Raw genomic sequence first — 17,927 nt, forward strand, 5'->3', positions numbered from 1 at the left:
CGCAGCCGCTGATCCTCGGGTAGCTTGCGCTGCATGCCCTTGGAGCTGGCCGCGTTCTACCGGACGACGATGCCGCTCGACCTCGGCCGGCTCGACGCCCTGGATGACGGTCGCTACCACTCGCTGTGGCTGCCGGATCACCTCGTGAGCTTCTGGCCGGACTCGATCTGGACGCCCGAGTTCACCGACCTTGCCGAGGTATCGCCGTCGCCGCACCGATACCTGGACACCGTCGCGCTCGCCGGCGCGGTCGCGGCGCGTACGAGGCGCACCCGGCTCGCGACAAGCGTCCTCGACACCGCGCGCCGCCACCCGGTGCTGCTGGCCCAGTCGGCACTGACCCTGAGCCATCTCGCCGACGGCAGGTTCATCCTGGGCCTCGGTGCCGGTGAACGCGAGAACCTGGCCCCGTACGGGTTCGACCATCGGCACACGGTGAGCCGCTTCGCCGAGGCGATCCGGTTGATCCGCCTGCTGTGGGACAGCGAGGGACCGGTCGACTTCTCCGGACAGTTCTTCACGCTGGAGCACGCCCGGTTGGACACCGACCTGCACCGTACCGGTCCGCCTCCGATATGGATCGGAGCCAACGGGCCCCGGATGTTGCAGCTGGTCGGTGAGTTCGGCGACGGTTGGTGGCCCACCGGCAGTGCCGGACCCGCAACGTACGCGGCGCAGTTGGCGCGCATCCGGGAGGCGGCCGAACAGGCCGGGCGGGATCCGGACGCGATCACCGCCGCGAAGATGGTGGTTTGCCTGATAGGTGAACCCGACGAACTGGATGAGATTCTGCAACGACCGTTGGTGAAGTCGCTGGTGTTGCAGCTGACGGCCGACGCGCTGGCCGCCGCCGGTCACCGACACCCGATGGGGGAGCACTGGCGCGGCATCCAGGACATCGACCCGCGCGGACTGACCCGCCAGCGGCTGCTGCGACTCTTCGACGAGGTGGACCCGGCCGCGATCCTATCCGTCGTCCCGCACGGCACACCGGAACAGGTCGCAGCACAGGTCGCCGACTTCGGAGAGGCCGGCGCGCAGGTGGTGTCGATACTCGACTACAGCGGGATGGCCGGGCAGGCCTACGCCGCCGAGTCGGCGCGCAAAGTCCGTGAGGTCGAGGACGAACTGTTGCAGCTCACAGGAAGTAGGCCATGACATCACTGGACGCCGACGTCCTCATCGCCGATGCGCAGGAATCCACCGGGCTCACCGATTTCGGCGATGACACCTTGCCCGCGCGCGTGGCGCTGGCAGTCGACCGCCTCAACCGAGCCGAACTTGACGAAAGTGGCTTGCATGCCGCCGCACTCACGATCAACGGACTGCTGACCAGCCGCCTGAACTTCATCGCCGACCACGCACGCCTTCCGCTCGCGGACGAACAGATCACCGCTCCACTCTTCGCCACCGGTGAGCCGAGGTCAGGAACGACGCTGCTGCACGCCCTGCTCGCCGAGGACCAGGAGTCGCGCGCACTGCGATTCTGGGAGGTCATGTACCCCTCACCGCCACCGGGCCTGGCATCCGACGACGACCCCCGCCGTGCGCAGGCCGACGCCGACTGGCGCGAGATACTCGAGCGAATCCCACCGTGGATCGTCAGCCACCCCTACAACGACCTACTCGGCGCCGGCTTACCTGAATGCGAACGCACGTGGGCGTTCGACTTCCGCGCGATGAACCCGAGTGCGTGGTGGCGAGTTCCGCTGACAATTCAGAACTTCCCGCAGGATCCGCATGCGCAGTACGCGCTGCACCGCATGATGCTCCAGCACATCCAGCACACCCGAGAGCCGAAGCGATGGATACTCAAGGGGTTTCACGGACGGCGTCTGCGCGCGCTCTTCGACACCTATCCCGATGCCCGTATCGTCTGGGTGCACCGCGACCCGGTGCAGGTGCTCGCTTCCCAGATCGTGGCCTTCGGGCAGATCAACGAGAGCCTCGCCGGAACCCTGGACTGGACCCGGTACGCCAAAGACACGATCGAAGGCTCGCGGGCCAACTTCCACGCCTACCTGACTGACCCGCTCGTCGACGATCCCCGCATCCATCACGTTCGGTACCGCGACTTCGTTGCCGACCCGGTCGCCACGATCGGCGGCTTCTACGACTTCGCCGGAGTACCGTTCACCGCCGAAACCGAGAAGGCGATGCGCGGATACCTCACCACCAACCGCAGCGATCGGTACGGCAAGTTCACCTACTCCACCGACGTCCTGCCGGTTCCCGTGGCGCAGCTGCACGACGAATTCGCTGCCTACCGTGACCGGTTCGGCATCGACATCGAGACGAGGCGCTGATGGCCTTCGGTGACACCTCTGACGACGAGGCGCTACGGGCGGGGTGGCACGACTTCTGCGAGCGGCTCAAGGCCGCAGGGGATCTCGCCTTCAAGGACACCTCACCCGCGAACGCACTGCAGCGCGCCGACGCATTCCGCTATCTGACGCAGAACCTCGGCCAAGCCTTTGATCTCGCGCTGGAGACCAAGAACACCCGCTATCCGATGATCCACCCGTTCTGCGGACCGACCCGCAAGCTCGGCGGCGACAACGCCGATTTCGTCTATCTGCAGGCTTGGATCGACGGCGAATCGACGTACCGCATCGCCGGTAACCGGGGTACGGCGCGCTTCATCAACTTCACCGTCCAAGGTCCGCGGCCCGAGGAAGACGTGTACTACGGCGCCGATCACCCGAATCTGCACGAACCCTTCGGTGACACCCCCGAGGCGAACATCACCGGTGACGACCTGGTCACCGAAGCCGACGGCAGCTTCGTCCTCTACGTCGGTGGCCTGCGACGGGAGCCGAATTGGCTACCGACCACGCCGGGTTCGCGAAAACTGTTCATGCGGCAGGGCTTCGACTCCTGGACGGAGCGCTCGGCGCAGTTCAGCATCGAGCGCCTCGACATGAACGAGCCGCGGCCCGTACCGACACCGCAGGACCTGACCGCGTCGATGCGGTGGGCCGGGGACTTCCTGACCGGGGCAATGACGGACTGGCCGGACCGGGAACTGCAGATCGGATCGCTGTTCGGCGAACCGGAGCCCAACGTGTTTCCCGGCGTACGTTTCGCCGGCACCGCCGAACAACGGGATGCGCGCCGCGGCCGGCTCATCGTGACGATGCCGTGGCGTCTCGGTCCGGACGAATCGCTGATTCTCGAGTTCCCGGACGACGGCGAATTCTGGATGCTGACCAACATGGGCGCGTTCTGGAACAGCATGGACTATCTGTACCGCCCGGTGAGTTACACGCCGAGCAGATCGTCGGTCGACTCGGACGGGCGTGTCCGAATGGTGCTGGCCCACAAAGACCCTGGTGTGAACAACTGGATCGACACCCAGGGTTTCAGCGAGGGCTACCTCACGATGCGCGTCATCGGAAGTCGTCAGCTGCCCGACGTCAGCACCTCCGTCGTCCGCCACGCCGACCTGGACGACGTCCTGCCCTCCGATACTCGCCGCGTCACGCCCGAGGAACGGGCTGCGCAGCTGCACGAACGCTTCGATGCCATCCGCCGCAGATACAGGATCTGACATGGACCCGAAACTCCAGACGCTCGCCGCGTCGGCCTTCGACAACGTCTACCACGTCGGCCACCTCGTCCCGAACCTGTTGGCGGCCATGCAGACACTCGCCGGCGCCATGCAGATCACGTGGGCACCGCCGTTCGAAATGCGCAGCGGCTTCACCCGTCCGGACGGCTCCACCGACGACCAGTCGGTCCGCATCGCGTTCTCCGCCTCCGGTCCGCCCTACCTGGAACTCATCGAGGTCGTCGATGTCGCCGACTCGATCTTCGCCGAACCGAAGCTGGGCGGCATGCACCATGTCGGCTACTACGCACAACGCTGGCGCGACGACGTCGCACGGCTGCAGGACGACGGGTGGGAGCTGGAGCGCACCGGCGCCGGCGTGGCGTACCTGCGCGACCCCCGCACCGGGCTGCGCGTGGAAGTGGTGAGCTTCAAGGGCCGCGACTTCATGACCCAGGTGCTCAACGGCGAGATGGGACGGCAATTCCCCTTGATCGAGCGCGCGTGATCCCCGTCGCGCACACCACGTACGGCGCGCTGCGCGGTGATCCCGGCGACGGCGTCGTCGTCTTCCGTGGTGTCCCGTACGCAGCACCGCCGACCGGCGAACATCGTTGGCGTCCACCGCAACCCGTGGCCGGCTGGCCCGGCGTGCGCGACGCCACCGCATTCGGGCCGATCGCCCCTCAGGACATCTCCGTCGAACGGTTGACCAAGCGCGGCCTCACCATGGGTGAAGACTGCCTCACACTCAACATCTGGACCCCCGCAGCCGACGACGGACGCCGGCCCGTCCTGGTGTTCCTGCACGGCGGCGGACAGACCCAGGGACATGGGTCTGCGCCGCTTCTCGACGGTGCACGCCTGGCCCGCCGTGGCGACATCGTCGTGGTCACGATCAACTTCCGCCTCGGTGTGCTGGGTTCGCTGTACGCACCCGAATGGCACGGCCCCGATTCCACCAACCTGGCGCTGCGCGACCAACGGCAGGCGCTGTCCTGGGTGCGCGAGGAGATCGGCTCCTTCGGTGGGGACCCGAATGCGGTCACGGTGGCGGGGCAGTCCTCCGGCGCAATCGCGATCTCGGCTCTACTGGCCGGGGGTAGCGAACTCTTCGACCGCGTGATCCTGCAGAGTGGCGGACTGGAACGCGTCCGCTCGACGGAGGCCGCCGCTGCCGTCGCCGCTGGGCTCAACATCCTCCGTGCCGGTGAACCGACCGTCGAGGAAATCCTTGCCGCCCAGCGCGGTATCGAACCTGGCTTCGTGCCGCCGCAAGGCCCGTTTCACCCATGCATCGACGGCGACCTCATCGCCGAACACCCATTGGTGGTTGCACGCTCTCGCGCCATGCCGGCGGTCCCCGTGCTCGCTGGTACCACCCGAGACGAATGGCGGATCTTCGACGCCGCACTCGACGACGACGTCTTCACCGAGCAGTACGTGCGCGACCGAGCATGGGCACTTGCGGGCAACGCACGCGACCCCGACGCGGTCGTGGAGACCTACCGGGCCGACCACGCTGCGCTGCGGGACGTCGCCAGCGCGATGGTCACCGACTACCACTTCACCGCGCCGACCGAACAGTTCGTCCGCGCACATGCCGAGCGCGGTAATCCGGTGTTTCGCTACGAACTGCAATGGCCCTCGCCGCGACCAGGATTCGGGTCCTGCCACGACTCCTGTCTGCCCTTGGTCTTCGGAAACCTGGACGCGGCGCCCGTGCTCGCCGGTACCGACGCGGCAGCCCGCCGCATGTCCGATGTCGTCCAAGGGCTGTGGCTGGACTTCATCCGTGGGGGAGAGCCGTGGGAACGCTACAACCATGCCGCCGGTCCGACCATGCTGCTCGGCCCCGAATCCTCTGTCGTGCGGGCGCATCGCGCAGAGCAACTCGCCATCTGGGAGAACCGCTATCCCGCGTACGGGTAGCGTGTTCGGGCCGCACCCGGGTGCGGTTCGGGTGTGGTAGTCGGGCCGTCAGGCCACGTGGTTGTCGGGTGGTGCGGGTCCGCCTGGTTCGCCGGGGTCATCGCGCGGTGGGACACCGGATTCCGGGTCGTCGCGCGGCGGGACGTTTTCTGAGTCGCTGCACGCCGAATCAACCGCTGCATCGGCATCGTCGGTCGCCGAAGCATCGTTCTCGCTCCACAACTCGGGTTCTTCGGGTGGGCGGAGGAGTCGTTCGGGGCGGTGGTAGTAGTTGATGCGGTTTCGGCCGGTATCCAGGCCGGGTGGGGGGATCCATTCGACTTCGCAGCGGTCGTTCATGCGGGTGGTCCAGCCGCCTTGTTCGACGCTGCGGTTATCCGGTGGGCAGGCCAGGCCGTTTTCGTCGACGTTGGTGTTGCCGCCGTGGGCGAAGTCGGCGTGGGCGTGGTGGACCTGGCAGCCGTAGGCCCCGACGGGGCAGCAGGGTTTGGTGCAGCCGCCGTCGCGGGCGATGAGCATGATCCGTTGGGCGGGGGTGGCGACCCGTTTGGCGCGGAACAGGTTCAGTGCTGAGCCGGTGGCGCGGTCGAACACCGCCAGGTAGTGGTTGGCGTGGGCGGCCATCCGGATCACGTCGCTGATCGGGATGACGGTGCCGCCGCCGGTGGTGCCGACCCCGGCCCGAGACTCCAAATCCTGCAACGTGGTGCGGATAATGATCGACACCGGCAGCCCGTTGAGCTGACCGAGTTGCCCGCTCATCAGGGCGATGCGCCCGGCGGCGACCAACGCGTCATGGCGACGCTGGGCCAGGGTGCGGTGATCGTTGTCGATCTGGGCCTGCGACGGTGTGCCTGAGGTGCACGGCTGCGGATCGTCGGGGTTACACATGCCCGGGGCGGCGAACTTGGCGAAGATGACCTCCAACACCGCCCACGCCTCCGGAGTCAGGGTCGCCGACAGATCGGTCATCCCATCGGAACCCTGCTTGCACTTCGTGATCCCGCGTTTGCGGGCGCGGTCGGTGTCGTCGGGTTCGGGTCCGTCCTGGTCGAGCAGGAACAAGGTCAGCGCGGCACTGTCTTTGAGCTCTTTGGGTCCGACCCCGACGGCGTTACGTACCAGATCCATTTCGAAGCGTTCCCGGGTTGCGGCATCGACGAAGCCGGGCAGTTTGGCGATCGCGGCGCGGATGACCGCGACGTGCTCGGCGTTGATCAGCCCGCGGGCTTGGGCAACCGCAGTGGCCGGCAGCACCGGCGGTAGCGCCGGACCGCTCAAGGGTTGGCGCGGCGCGAGCACCGCGGCCTCGCCGAGGCGCCGGCAGGCTTCACCGCCGGAGATGCGCCACCGCACCGTCAGCGCTTCTTTCCAGGATTTGGCGCCCAGCTGTTGCGGGGTGGCCTCGGTCTGCAACCGCGCCAGCAGCCGATGCCCCACCGAGGGCAGCTGACAGGACAGGGTTTCCAGGTCGTCGAGCGCCTCGAGCAGCTCGTGGCGGGTCAGCAGGTCCACCTCACACGCGGCGACCGCGTCGAAGGCCGCACGCAGCGCGCTGACCGCGGCCCGCAGATCCTCACCCGACACACTTCGAACATACATTCGACCACCGACAAATCCTGTGGCTCACCGGCCATCTCGACGCACGGACGTCGATATCGCAGTACCGCGCTACTGAACGCTCCGAACTACGAGACGAGGACGATTTCATCATCGATCGGTCGGGAGAATGCGCGGGGGTCTGCGATGAGGAACCAAATCAAAGCCGCCGCCGGGCTCCGCAAGATCGTCGGGGTCGGCGCCCGGATGACAACCACGGCGGTGACGGCTCTGGTCCTGGTCGCAGCGGTGACAACGCCGGAGCCCAACAGCGCTGCGGCAGTGAAACTTTCGGCTGACACCACGGCTTTGATCATGTGCGGCACCACATGTCCCACGCCCGATGACACGGTCATCGACATCGTCAGGAGTCAGTACATTGCCCCGCTCCGGCCAGGCGACATCGATTACGTCCCCGTGACGACGCCTCAGGAGTTCTGGCCCATTACCGGGTTGTTCAGGCTCATCGGACTCGCGCTCGGAGACCCGCGACTGTTCGCAACCGGTGGGCCGGCATGGCCCGACGCGCCATGGTGGAAGTTGTCGGGGCTCTTCGACCGGACCCCCAGTCAGTCGCTGAAGATCGGCGCCGACCAATTGGAGGCGGCCATCGCCGCCAACGTAAACCTTCACCGACTGATCTACGGACTCTCGCAGGGCGCGGGGGTTGCGAACGTCGTGAAGAGAAGGCTGGCTGCACAATACGATTGGGCAGCGGCTGTCCCGGACATCGACTTCGTGCTGGCCGCGGACCCGAATCTGCCCAACGGCGGCTTGATGTCTCGCTTCCCCGGCTTCTACATTCCGATCCTCGATCTACTGTTCAACGGCCCTGCGGCAACGGACACGCCGTTCGACACCGTGGTGATCACCAAGCAGTACGACGGGTTCACCGATTTCCCGCTGTATCCGCTGAATTTTCTCGCCGACCTGAACGCGATTCTCGGCATCGTCTACGTGCACCTGCATTTCTTGGATGTCAGTCTGCCCGCGACGGACCCGACGGAGTCGCCGGCCTACCAGGGCACCTATGGTGACTCGAGCTACTACCTCTTCGAGAATCCGGACCTGCCGCTGTTCGGACCTCTACGCACAGTGGGTGTACCGGAGCCGGTCATCGACGTCGTCGAGCCGTTCTTCCGCGTGCTCGTCGAGCTCGGCTATGACCGCTCCATCCCGCCGTGGGAACCCACGCCGGCGCGGCTGATCCCGAGAATCGACCCGGTCAAGCTGGTCGTCGACCTGGTCAACGCCGTCGGCCAAGGCATCAACAATGCCCTGGCGCTGGTCGGCCTGCCTCCGCTGCTCCAGATTCCCGACCCCGTCGCTTCACCTGCGCGTCAGGTGCCGCGAAGCCACGTTCCTGAGCATGAGGAGGTGGCAGACACTTCCCGGCAGATGCATCGCACCGAGCCGCAGGTGACGACACCGTCAGGAGGAGAGCAGGAAGCACTGAACGGGGAAGAACCTACGAGTTCGGTTCGAGTCGTCACCACCGACGATGACCCCGTCAAGGAGCCTCCGACCTCTCGGCGCACGCACCGCAAGACGTCCGAGACGCCGGAGGCCGACACCGGCCGCAGCGCGGACACAAGGACCGACGGACGCACGCGCGGAACAACGGACGAGCCGGAGCCGTTGGCGTCGTCGCATGATGAGGACGCCGGTCCCGAATCCCGACCGCGTGGACCATCGGGGTCAGAGGAACCCAGCGATCCGCCCGAAAGTATCCGCCCGGCTTGCTAGTCTGCCGGTGCGGGCCAAGGACTCGGGGAGGAGTCCGTGAAGACCACGGTGCCTGTGCTTTTGTCCGTCGAGTGAGAAGGGCAGTGTGGTGCAGGGGGAGTCCGCGATACCCGTCGTTCCGTCTGCGGACGATGCCGCGGAAGCCCGGTACCGCGCGTTGCTCGACGCCAGTCTGTCCCCGATCTGCCGTCACGACGGGCAGGTCGTGCACTACGTCAACCCGGCCGGGGTGCGTGCGTTGGGAATGTCGTCGCCGGGACAGGTCGTCGGGCGCCCCATCGCCGACTTCGTCGACCCGGCGACATTGACCGCCGTTCGCAGTGGACTGGAGTCGCTCAACGCCGACGGCGACGTCTCAGCGCCTGTCGAGGTGACGATGCGACGCATCGACGGCACCACCATCTCGATGCCCGCGGTGTCGACGCTGCGCGTCGATGCCGGTGGTCGCTTCTATGAGGTGGTGTGTGCACCGCACATCTCGACGCCGCGCCAGAATGTGCGCATCGACGCGGCTTCCGACACGACCGCGCCGTCCGGTGCCCGCCCCGACGACCGACTGTATGCCGTACTCGACATGCTCCACGTCGGCATCATGATCTCCAGCAACGACGGGAGGGTCCAGTTCGTCAACGAGGCGGCCCGCCGCATCATCGGTGCCGGCGCCGGCGAACTCGTCGGACTGCACCATCGCGACCAAGGGCTCAACCTGGCAATGTTCGACGCGAAAGGTGAACGCATCGGCGCACATTCGTACCCGATGAACTGGATCATCAAGACGGGCATGGGAATCATCGGCGAGGTGATCGGCGTCGACCGCGCCGACGGCCGCCGAGTGTGGGTGACGGGCAACGGATGTCTGCTGGATCCGCAGAACCCGGCCACCTCGCCGGTGCTGATGTCGTTCACCGACATCACCGAACATTACGACGCACGCGAACGACTCCGTCACGAAGCCAACCACGACTGGCTCACCGGCCTGCCCAACCGCGTCCATGCACTCGATCAGGCCGCTGCTGCGCTGGTGGCCACCGGAGCCGACCGACTGGCCGCCGTATTGTTCCTGGACCTCAACGGGATGAAGGCCGTCAACGACAGCTATGGACATCCGGTCGGTGACGACGTGCTGCGCATCGCCGCTCAGCGGATGCGCGCGACCCTGCGTACGCAGGACCTCGTCGCGCGCATCGGCGGTGACGAATTCCTCGTTCTCGTGCGAGGTCCCTACAGCGTCGAGGATCTCGAGACGATCGTCGCCCGGCTCGACGAGGCGTTGGCCGCCGAGATGGAGATCGGAACCCGGAGACTGCAGATCGGCGTCAGTGTCGGAGCCACCCTCGTCGCCGAGAACGACCGCCGCAACCTCGCCCAGGTGCTCCACGACGCCGACGTCGACATGTACCGCGCCAAGGCCGAATCTCGCTGCAGAACAGGGGCATTGAGCGACAACTAGCCGATCGACAAGCGGTCACAGAGCAACAGGAACGCCTCGGCGAACGGATGGTCGGCAGTCTCGCGTCGCAGCAGTTCCCAGTCCAGTTGTTCGCGTACGGCACGCACCAGCGGCAGCAGTGCCTCGATGTTGCAATGGTGTTCGTGCATCGCGCGCAGCTTCTGCAGGATCACCTGGGTCGGCGACAGCACCGGCATACACACCGCCAGCACGTCTTGTCGGGGCGCGTGCTCGATCATCGCCGGCTGCACGGGAACCCCGTTGATCCGGTGGAGCACGTCGATCACCACGGGGGACTCCGGACTCATCGCCACTTTGAACAGCCATTGCTCGGGCGGGCGGCGGATGTCGAATCCGGCGTCGGTCAACGTCGCGGTGGCGGCTTCGACGTCACGCTCGGCCACCACGAAGTCGACGTCGTGAACGGGTTCGGGTGCGCCGTGCACCCAGAGCGCGTAGCTGCCGGCCAACGCGAATGGTGGACCGTCGGTGTTCAGTGCCGACGCGGCGCGCTTGAGCGCGGCGCGCAGATCCTCGTGGGTTACTGCTGTGGGTTCGCAGGACATGGTGGGTAGTGGTTACCCATGAAGTTGGTGACGTTCAACATCCTGCACGGGCGCACCCCCGGTGGAGACGTCGACCTCGACCGGTTCGCCGACTGCGTGGCGGCACTGGACGCCGACATCCTGGCACTGCAGGAAGTCGACTCCATCCAGGAACGGTCCGGGTTGGCGGATCTGACGGCTCTGGCGGCCGAGGCGATGGGTGCCCGCAGCCACCGCTTCGTCGCTGCGATCGCGGGTACCCCAGGTGCCACCTGGATGGCCGCCACCGGCGAGGAACAACCGGGGACCGCCGCGTACGGGGTGGCGCTGCTGTCCCGCTATCCCGCACTGAACTGGCAGGTCGTGCGCCTGCCGCGCATCCCGTTCAGGTTCCCGATGTACCTGCGCGCCCCCGGACGCGTCCAGGTCATCGACGAGGAACCACGTGCTGCGGTCATCGGCCGGTTCGACACCCCGCTGGGGGCGCTCACCGTCGTCAACACCCACCTGTCGTTCGTGCCCGGGTGGAACCGCGTCCAGCTGCGTCGGCTGTTGCGGGACGTGCGGGGTCTGCCGCGGCCGCACATCGTCACCGGAGACCTCAACATGTCGGGAAGGGCGGCCAGTCGCCACTCGGGCTTGCGTGCCCTGGCCGTCGCGCCGACTTTCCCCTCCGACCATCCGACCCAACAACTCGACCATGTGCTGACCGACGACCCCAGCCTGACGGCCACCGAAACCCGGGCGCCGGCGCTGGCGATCAGCGATCACCGGCCGTTGATGGTGCAGCTGGGTCGCGGTCGGTAGTCCGCCGATGGACTTTGGTCCCGGCACTCGGTGACCGAGTCCCCCTGAAAGAGCAGTGACGCACGCGATACGGTCGAGACGTCGGGCGGCGCACTGGCCGCCGATCACGTGAGGAGATGCGTTGATGACCACTCCATTGGCACCCTTGGGCGTCGCGGTCGGTGTCGACGGATCCGCCGAGGCGCGGGTTGCCGTCGACTGGGCGGCCCGTGAAGCCGCGCGGCGCGGGATGCGTCTCACCTTGGTGCACGTGCTGCCCGGCGCGACGATGCAGGCCTGGGTCCAGGCCCCGTTACCGGCCGACTACTACGAGGAATTGCGGCGTGCCGGGAAGGAAATCCTCGCTGCGGCAGCCCAGGATGCTCGCGCCGCCGGCGGCGACGAGCTCGTCGACATCGACGAGCAGATCGTCACCGGTGCTCCCGTGCCCGCGCTGGTCGACATCAGCAAGCAGGCCGGCCTGATCGTCGTCGGCAGCCGGGGGCTGGGCAAGTGGGGACGCCGACTACTCGGTTCCGTCAGCACCGGACTGGTCCAGCACGCCCGCTGCCCGGTCGCGGTCATCCACGACGAGGACCCGCTGATCCCGCACCCGGCGCAGGCGCCGGTGGTCGTCGGGATCGACGGTTCCCCGGCGTCCGAGCACGCGACCGAGATCGCGTTCGACGCGGCGTCGCGCCGCGGGGTGGAGCTCGTCGCGGTGCACACGTGGCGCGACGCCGGTTACGTACTGCCCGGAGACGACTGGAGCGAGGTGCAGCCCGAGGAGGACATGCTGCTCGCCGAACGGCTGGCCGGGTACCAGGAACGTTATCCCGACGTGCGGGTGCGCCGGGTGGTCAAGCGTGACCAGCCGGCCCGGTGCCTGCTCGAGGAGGCCGAGAACGCGCAGCTCCTGGTGGTCGGAAGCCACGGGCGTGGCGGCTTCACCGGGATGCTGCTGGGGTCGGTCAGCTCCGAGGTCGTGCAGTCGGCCCGCATTCCGGTCATCGTCGCGCGGCGATGACGCGGTGCGGGCTGACCGGTCACACTCCGGTCAGCCGCGCATACCGTGTCAGGTGATGGTCGGTCGAACCGAACTCGAACTGCAGGGCGGTCAACCGCTTGAAGTAGTGGCCGATGGCCAGCTCCTCGGTCATGCCCATGCCGCCGTGTAGCTGCACCGCCTGCTGACCGACGAACTGGGCGGCGCGTCCGACGGTGGCCTTGGCCGCCGACACCGCGCGCGCCCGGGTGTCTTCATCGGAGTCGAGCTTGAGCACCGCCAGCAGGGCGGCCGCAGCGGCCTGTTCGACTTCCATGTACATGTCGACCATGCGGTGCTGGAGCACCTGGAAGCTGCCGATCGGCTGGCCGAACTGCTGACGCTGCTTGCAGTACTCGACCGTGTCGGCGAGCACCTTGCGCATCAGTCCGACCGCCTCGGCGCACACCGCGGCTGCACCTTCGTCGCGAGCCTGGGCCAGCGACGGCCACGCGGCGCCCTCGGCGCCCAGCAGCGCCGAGCCCGGCACCCGGACCCGGTCGAACTCGATGTCCGAGGCCCGTCGGTCGTCGATCGTGCGGTAGTCGTGGCGCGTCAATCCCGTTGGTGTCGAGGACAAGTCGACGAGGAACAACGAGATCCCGGCGGTGTCGGACTGCTCGCCAGAGGTCCGCGCGGTGACCAGCACGTGGCTGGCGAGCGGCGTGGACATCGACACGATCTTCGAACCGGTCAACACCCAATCGTCGCCGTCGCGTTCGGCGACGGTGCGCACGTCGCGCCAGTTGTCCCCGGAGGTGACTTCACCCGCGGCCAAGGTCACCACGGCCGACCCGGCGGCGATCTGTTCGAGAAGCCCGGCGGCCGAGTCGCCACCGGCGCGTTCGATCAGCCCGGCGGCCACCACCGCGGTGTCGACGTAGGGCTCGACCACGAGGGCGTGCCCCAGCGCCTCGGCGATGAGCATCATCTCCACCGGTCCGCCGCCGATCCCGCCGTACTCTTCGGGCAGCGCGGCGCCGAGGATGCCGAGCTCCTCGGCGAAGCCCTGCCAGATCTCGGGCTGCCAGCCCGCACCGGTCTTGGCCGCGGCCCGACTGGATTCCAGGTCGTAGCGGGTGCTCAGGAACTTGGTGAGCCCGCTGCGCAGCAGTTCTTGTTCGTCGGTGAGTTTGAAGTCCATTCAGAGCCCCCTACAGTCCCAGAGCGGCCTTGGCCAGAATATTGCGCTGAATCTCGTTGCTACCGGCGTAGATTGATCCGGCCCGGTCGTTGAAGTAACGCAGCGGAGCCACCGCCTGCCATGGCTCGCCGGTGACATAGCCGTCTTCGGGCGGCTCGAAATCGGCGATAGGGCCACCCGGGAAGGTCGCGTGCGGTTGGTACGCGCGTCCCCGCGGGCCGGCGGCCTCCATGGCCAGCTCGGTGATGGTCTGGCTGAGCTCTGTGCTGAGCACCTTCAGCATCGAGGACTTGGCGCCCGGATTTCCGCCTCCGGCGACCACTGCGAGCACCTGGTATTCGAGGATCTCCAGGACTTCGGTGCGGATCCGCGCGTCGGCGAGCCTACGGGCGAAACCGGGATCGTCGAGCAGGCGGCCGCCGTCGGGGCCTGGCTGCTCGGCGGCGACCGTGGCGATCTCCTCGGCCATCACCTGCAATGCCGGGGCGGTCGCGCCGCCGCCACGCTCGAATTCCAGGAGATACTTCGCGACCGTCCAACCGTCGTCGATCTCACCGATGACGTTGGTCTTGGGCACGCGCACCTCGTCGAAGAAGACCTGGTTCTGCACCTCTTCGCCCGAGGTCATCACGAGCGGCCGGATCTCGATGCCCGGGGTCGCCATGTCGATGAGGATGAACGTGATGCCGCGCTGCTTCTTCTCCGAGCGGGTGGTGCGCACGAGCGCGAACATCCAGTTGGCCTCGCGCGCGTGGGTGGTCCAGATCTTGCTTCCGGTGCACACCAGGTGGTCGCCGTCATCCCGGGCAGCCATCGACAGTGCGGCCAGATCCGACCCGGCCTCGGGCTCGGAGTATCCCTGGCAGAAGAACACCTCGCCGGTGAGGATTCGCGGCAAGAAGAAGTTCTTTTGCTCCTCGGTGCCGAACTTGATGATCGCGTGGGCGACCATCCGGATCCCCATCGGCGACAGCGACGGCGCGCCGGCCAACGTCGACTCGCGACTGAAGATGTAGTGCTGCGTCAACGTCCAGTCGCAGCCGCCGTGGGCCACCGGCCAGGCGGGCGCGGCCCAGCCCCGCTCGTGCAGGATCGCCTGCCAGGCCATGCTGGCGTCGTGATCGGCATACACGCTGGTCATCAGGCGTCCGGCCTGACGAAGTTCGGGCGTCAACTTCTCGTCGAGAAAGGCGCGTACCTCGTCACGGAACGCCGCGTCGGCCGGTGACCACTCCAAATCCATGAAGTTCCCTCCCACTGTGAGCTACAGACACAGTAAACCTAGTTAGTTAAGTGGGGGAACCCAGGGTGTGGGCGCGATCGCCTCGACGCCGTGCGGTGGCGATGTCCTCACGTTGCCACGGCCGGCATCGGCGAATCTCCTCGTCGGTCGGCGCGGCGGCATCCGGGCGACATTCGGGCATCCTCGTGCATGTTCTCCGACGTGTCCTACGCTGTGGGACGCGGTGCATCCCACGTCCAGGCAACGGTGAGGCGAATAACCATGTGTGCGGAGATGGAATGGGACGACGAGGCCGACGTCGTCTGCACCGGCGCCGGCGTCGCCGGCCTGGCGACCGCCATCTCAACGGTGGACGAAGACGGTGACGTGCTGGTCGCCGAACGGCCCACCGAAGAGCCGGACCGTAGTTGGTGGCCGATCGACTGCGCCGACCCCGAAACCATGAGCTACCTCGGGGAGCTGACCGCCGACCTCGACATCGCCGGCCTCGACGGCCACCAGGACGTGCTCCCCGTGCGGGCGATCACTCCGGCGCCGGCCAAGGCGCCCGCCACGGTACCGCCGTTCGTCGGCTCGCGGATGCGGGATTGGGCGGCGCAATGCATTTGTTCACCGACCGGCTATCTCTACACCCGGGTGACGGACTGGCCGTCGGCCACGGTGGTGCTCAGCGGGGGAGAGAGCTGGGAGATCGTCGAGGTCGGTACGGTGCCCGCCGATCACGGTGATCCCGTTGCCGCCGTTCACAAGTGGTTGAGCGCCGAGGCCGACGCGCGGGACGTCGACCGGGTCTCGGTCACCGGCGTGCAGCGACTGGTCTTCGATGCCGGGGCGGTCGCCGGTGTGGTCTTCGGCACCGACGACGGCCCGTATGCCGTCCGGGCCCGCCACGGGGTGCTCATCTGTCCGCAGATCCAGACGGCCGGGCACGCGTCGGCTCGCGTGTCGGACAGTGCGCCGTTGCGCGTGGCGCTGGTGGGCCGTGCGGGCAGTCGGTTCGGCCGGGTGGAATTACTGGACGGCCCTACAGGCGCTGAGACGTACTGAATTTCAGCGGAATCCGGCCCTGGGCCAAGAGCGTTTCGATCGCCGCGCCGCCGATCGGGCGGGAGAGCAGGAAACCCTGGGCGCGGTGACACCCGTGCCGCAGCAGGGTCAGAGCCGCGGCCTCGGTCTCGACGCCTTCGGCGACCAACTCCAAGCCGAAGGATTCGGCGAGCGCGATGATCGCCCGTACGATCGCGAGATCGCCGGGGTCCGAACCGAGTTCGCGCACGAAGCTGCGATCGATCTTGAGTGTGTCGACCGGCAGCGACTTCAGATGTGACAGGGCGCTGTACCCGGTTCCGAAGTCGTCGATCGCGATCTGCACACCGGCGTCCTTCAATCCCGCGAGGGTGACCCGGGTGGTCTCGATGTCCTGGACGACCACGCTCTCGGTGATCTCCAGACACACCGACTCCGGTTCGATGTCGAACTCGGCGATGATCCCGGCCACGGTGTCGGCGAAGCCGTCGGTCACCAGTTGCACGGGCGAGACGTTCAGGCGCAACACGATGCTCTGGCCGATGCCGCGTGACCGCCAACTGGCGAACTCGCTGCAGGCCGTCCGCATCACCCAGCGTCCGAGTTCGCCGGCGAGGTTGATCGACTCGGCCACCCCGATGAACGACTCGGGTGACAGCAGGCCCCGCGTCGGATGTTGCCACCGCACCAACGCTTCGATGGCCAGGATCTCGCCGGTGCGCATGTCGACTTCCGGGAGGTAGTGCAGCAGAAGCGCGCTGTTCTCGATCACGCTCTGCAGGTGCAGCTCGACGTCGTTGCGCAGGGCGCTCTTGAGCGCCATCTCCTCGCTGAACACCGAGACGACGTTGCCGCCGGTGCTCTTGGCCGTCAGCACCGCCTGGTCGGCGCGGCGCAGCAGATCCGAGGTGGTGTCCCGGCCCGGCGCGCCCAGGGCGATCCCGATGCTCGCGGTTCGCGTCAGCATCTCGCCGTCGATCGAGACGCGTTCGTTCAGGGAGCCGCGCAAGCGGTAGGCGAACGCCTCGGCGGTCGCGGCGTCCATGGGTTCGCGCGGCACGACCACGAACTCGTCGCCGCCCAGGCGGGCGATGAAGCAGTCGCTGTCGGCCTCCCGGCGCAGGCGTTCGGCGAGTATGCGGATGAACCAGTCTCCGGCGGTGTGTCCGAGATAGTCGTTGATCGCCTTGAGGCGATCGAGGTCGAAGAACAACGTGGCGACCGGACCGGGCTGATCGGCGGCCAGCCGCTCGTCGAGGTGAGCGAGCAACGCGCGGCGGTTGAACAGGCCGGTCAGATCGTCGTGCTCGGCCAGGTAGCGCAACTGGTCTTCGGCGAGTACCCGGGCCTGTACCTGGGCCATCAGTGAGGTGATGGCCTCCAGGGCGTTGAGTTCCTCGGTGGTCCATTCGCGATCGCCGAACTTCACGAAACCCAGCACGCCGGTCGTCACGTCGCCGGACACCAACGGGGCCGCGGCCAAGGACGTCTGGGGCACCGCGCGCCCCTCCTCGATGAGCCGCTGGTAGTCGTCGGTGGCCGGTTCCGGGCGGAAGACCATCGGCCGCTTGGCGTGTTCGCTGTGCGCGAACACCGGATCGGCATCGGCGTAATACACCAGCGCCAGGGGATCGGGGTCCGGAATGTCGGGACGGACGGGCCATTCCGCGACGAGCCTGGAGGCTCTGATGTCGTGGTCGTTGTAGCGAAGGAAGCTGACGTCGACGCCGAAGTACTCGACGAGGTCGCCCAGGACCTGTTGGTGGACCTGGACCGTGGTGGCCGCGGAGGCGACCATCAACTTGGTGGCCACCGAGGTGACGACCGCGTCGAGAGTGGGTGGCGCCGAGCTTGCTGACAT

15 protein-coding genes are annotated in these 17,927 nt (G+C 67.3%); 10 read left to right on the plus strand and 5 right to left on the minus strand.

The features are described from left to right. Positions 1–33 precede the first annotated feature (33 nt). Genes ACAG25_RS14700 through ACAG25_RS14720 form a run of 5 tightly spaced genes read left to right on the plus strand, consistent with a single transcriptional unit; the run spans position 34 to position 5,482 of the window. The gene (locus ACAG25_RS14700; RefSeq protein ID WP_370489194.1) at positions 34–1,158 is read left to right on the plus strand and encodes an LLM class flavin-dependent oxidoreductase; all 1,125 of its coding nucleotides are present in this window, start codon (positions 34–36) and stop codon (positions 1,156–1,158) included. Continuing rightward, positions 1,155–2,306: a sulfotransferase gene (locus ACAG25_RS14705; protein WP_370489195.1), complete on the plus strand. Its 1,152-nt coding sequence runs from the start codon at positions 1,155–1,157 to the stop codon at positions 2,304–2,306. Before ACAG25_RS14700 ends, ACAG25_RS14705 begins: the two co-directional genes overlap by 4 nt. Beyond that, the gene (locus ACAG25_RS14710; protein WP_370489196.1) at positions 2,306–3,550 is read left to right on the plus strand and encodes a DUF1214 domain-containing protein; all 1,245 of its coding nucleotides are present in this window, start codon (positions 2,306–2,308) and stop codon (positions 3,548–3,550) included. The genes ACAG25_RS14705 and ACAG25_RS14710 overlap by 1 nt, the downstream gene beginning before the upstream one ends. A 1-nt stretch (position 3,551) precedes the next feature. Further along, a complete protein-coding gene (locus tag ACAG25_RS14715) occupies positions 3,552–4,058 on the plus strand; it encodes a VOC family protein (RefSeq protein WP_370489197.1) in 507 nt (168 codons plus the stop codon). After that, positions 4,055–5,482 carry a carboxylesterase/lipase family protein gene (locus ACAG25_RS14720; RefSeq protein ID WP_370489198.1) on the plus strand — a complete coding sequence of 476 codons (1,428 nt, stop codon included), beginning with the start codon at positions 4,055–4,057 and terminating at the stop codon, positions 5,480–5,482. Before ACAG25_RS14715 ends, ACAG25_RS14720 begins: the two co-directional genes overlap by 4 nt. A 48-nt stretch (positions 5,483–5,530) precedes the next feature. Here ACAG25_RS14720 and ACAG25_RS14725 read toward each other — a convergent pair whose 3' ends face one another. After that, positions 5,531–7,084, minus strand: coding sequence for an HNH endonuclease signature motif containing protein (locus ACAG25_RS14725; protein ID WP_370489199.1), 1,554 nt, complete (start codon positions 7,082–7,084; stop codon positions 5,531–5,533). 144 nt (positions 7,085–7,228) lie between these two features. On the opposite strand from ACAG25_RS14725, the gene ACAG25_RS14730 reads away from it, so the two are divergent. Both ACAG25_RS14730 and ACAG25_RS14735 read left to right on the plus strand, forming a co-directional pair. Next, positions 7,229–8,827, plus strand: coding sequence for a PE-PPE domain-containing protein (locus tag ACAG25_RS14730; protein ID WP_370489200.1), 1,599 nt, complete (start codon positions 7,229–7,231; stop codon positions 8,825–8,827). Between the two features lie 85 nt (positions 8,828–8,912). Continuing rightward, positions 8,913–10,277 (plus strand): diguanylate cyclase domain-containing protein, encoded by a 1,365-nt coding sequence (locus ACAG25_RS14735; protein WP_370489201.1) that lies wholly within the window; start codon positions 8,913–8,915, stop codon positions 10,275–10,277. On the opposite strand, the gene ACAG25_RS14740 is transcribed toward ACAG25_RS14735, so the two are convergent. Then, the gene (locus ACAG25_RS14740) at positions 10,274–10,843 is read right to left on the minus strand and encodes a nucleotidyltransferase (protein ID WP_370489202.1); all 570 of its coding nucleotides are present in this window, start codon (positions 10,841–10,843) and stop codon (positions 10,274–10,276) included. The genes ACAG25_RS14735 and ACAG25_RS14740 overlap by 4 nt on opposite strands. A gap of 18 nt (positions 10,844–10,861) precedes the next feature. Between ACAG25_RS14740 and ACAG25_RS14745 the strand changes: the two genes are divergently transcribed. Next, positions 10,862–11,629, plus strand: a complete 768-nt coding sequence (locus ACAG25_RS14745) for an endonuclease/exonuclease/phosphatase family protein (protein ID WP_370489203.1) — start codon at positions 10,862–10,864, stop codon at positions 11,627–11,629. Positions 11,630–11,753: 124 nt separating this feature from the next. After that, positions 11,754–12,635 carry a universal stress protein gene (locus ACAG25_RS14750; RefSeq protein WP_370489204.1) on the plus strand — a complete coding sequence of 294 codons (882 nt, stop codon included), beginning with the start codon at positions 11,754–11,756 and terminating at the stop codon, positions 12,633–12,635. A 19-nt stretch (positions 12,636–12,654) separates the two neighbouring features. Here ACAG25_RS14750 and ACAG25_RS14755 read toward each other — a convergent pair whose 3' ends face one another. Both ACAG25_RS14755 and ACAG25_RS14760 read right to left on the minus strand, forming a co-directional pair. Then, positions 12,655–13,797 carry an acyl-CoA dehydrogenase family protein gene (locus ACAG25_RS14755; RefSeq protein WP_370489205.1) on the minus strand — a complete coding sequence of 381 codons (1,143 nt, stop codon included), beginning with the start codon at positions 13,795–13,797 and terminating at the stop codon, positions 12,655–12,657. Positions 13,798–13,807: 10 nt separating this feature from the next. Beyond that, positions 13,808–15,040, minus strand: a complete 1,233-nt coding sequence (locus ACAG25_RS14760; protein ID WP_370489206.1) for an acyl-CoA dehydrogenase family protein — start codon at positions 15,038–15,040, stop codon at positions 13,808–13,810. 261 nt (positions 15,041–15,301) lie between these two features. Between ACAG25_RS14760 and ACAG25_RS14765 the strand changes: the two genes are divergently transcribed. After that, positions 15,302–16,087, plus strand: coding sequence for a hypothetical protein (locus ACAG25_RS14765; protein WP_370489207.1), 786 nt, complete (start codon positions 15,302–15,304; stop codon positions 16,085–16,087). Here the strand turns inward: ACAG25_RS14765 and ACAG25_RS14770 are convergent. Next, entirely contained in the window at positions 16,065–17,927 is a 1,863-nt protein-coding gene (locus ACAG25_RS14770) for a putative bifunctional diguanylate cyclase/phosphodiesterase (protein WP_370489208.1), read from the minus strand. The genes ACAG25_RS14765 and ACAG25_RS14770 overlap by 23 nt on opposite strands.

It is taken from the genome of Mycobacterium sp. pV006 (assembly GCF_041287115.1).
GTDB lineage: Bacteria > Actinomycetota > Actinomycetes > Mycobacteriales > Mycobacteriaceae > Mycobacterium.

Bases quoted from the DNA above. Each gene is read 5' to 3' on its own strand.
- ACAG25_RS14700 (WP_370489194.1), top strand. From the start codon at position 34: ATGCCCTTGGAGCTGGCCGCGTTCTACCGGACGACGATGCCGCTCGAC.
- ACAG25_RS14705 (WP_370489195.1), top strand. From the start codon at position 1,155: ATGACATCACTGGACGCCGACGTCCTCATCGCCGATGCGCAGGAATCC.
- ACAG25_RS14710 (WP_370489196.1), top strand. From the start codon at position 2,306: ATGGCCTTCGGTGACACCTCTGACGACGAGGCGCTACGGGCGGGGTGG.
- ACAG25_RS14715 (WP_370489197.1), top strand. From the start codon at position 3,552: ATGGACCCGAAACTCCAGACGCTCGCCGCGTCGGCCTTCGACAACGTC.
- ACAG25_RS14725 (WP_370489199.1), bottom strand. From the start codon at position 7,084: ATGTATGTTCGAAGTGTGTCGGGTGAGGATCTGCGGGCCGCGGTCAGC.
- ACAG25_RS14730 (WP_370489200.1), top strand. From the start codon at position 7,229: ATGAGGAACCAAATCAAAGCCGCCGCCGGGCTCCGCAAGATCGTCGGG.
- ACAG25_RS14740 (WP_370489202.1), bottom strand. From the start codon at position 10,843: ATGTCCTGCGAACCCACAGCAGTAACCCACGAGGATCTGCGCGCCGCG.
- ACAG25_RS14745 (WP_370489203.1), top strand. From the start codon at position 10,862: ATGAAGTTGGTGACGTTCAACATCCTGCACGGGCGCACCCCCGGTGGA.
- ACAG25_RS14750 (WP_370489204.1), top strand. From the start codon at position 11,754: ATGACCACTCCATTGGCACCCTTGGGCGTCGCGGTCGGTGTCGACGGA.
- ACAG25_RS14755 (WP_370489205.1), bottom strand. From the start codon at position 13,797: ATGGACTTCAAACTCACCGACGAACAAGAACTGCTGCGCAGCGGGCTC.
- ACAG25_RS14760 (WP_370489206.1), bottom strand. From the start codon at position 15,040: ATGGATTTGGAGTGGTCACCGGCCGACGCGGCGTTCCGTGACGAGGTA.
- ACAG25_RS14765 (WP_370489207.1), top strand. From the start codon at position 15,302: ATGTGTGCGGAGATGGAATGGGACGACGAGGCCGACGTCGTCTGCACC.
- ACAG25_RS14770 (WP_370489208.1), bottom strand. From the start codon at position 17,927: ATGTCAGCAAGCTCGGCGCCACCCACTCTCGACGCGGTCGTCACCTCG.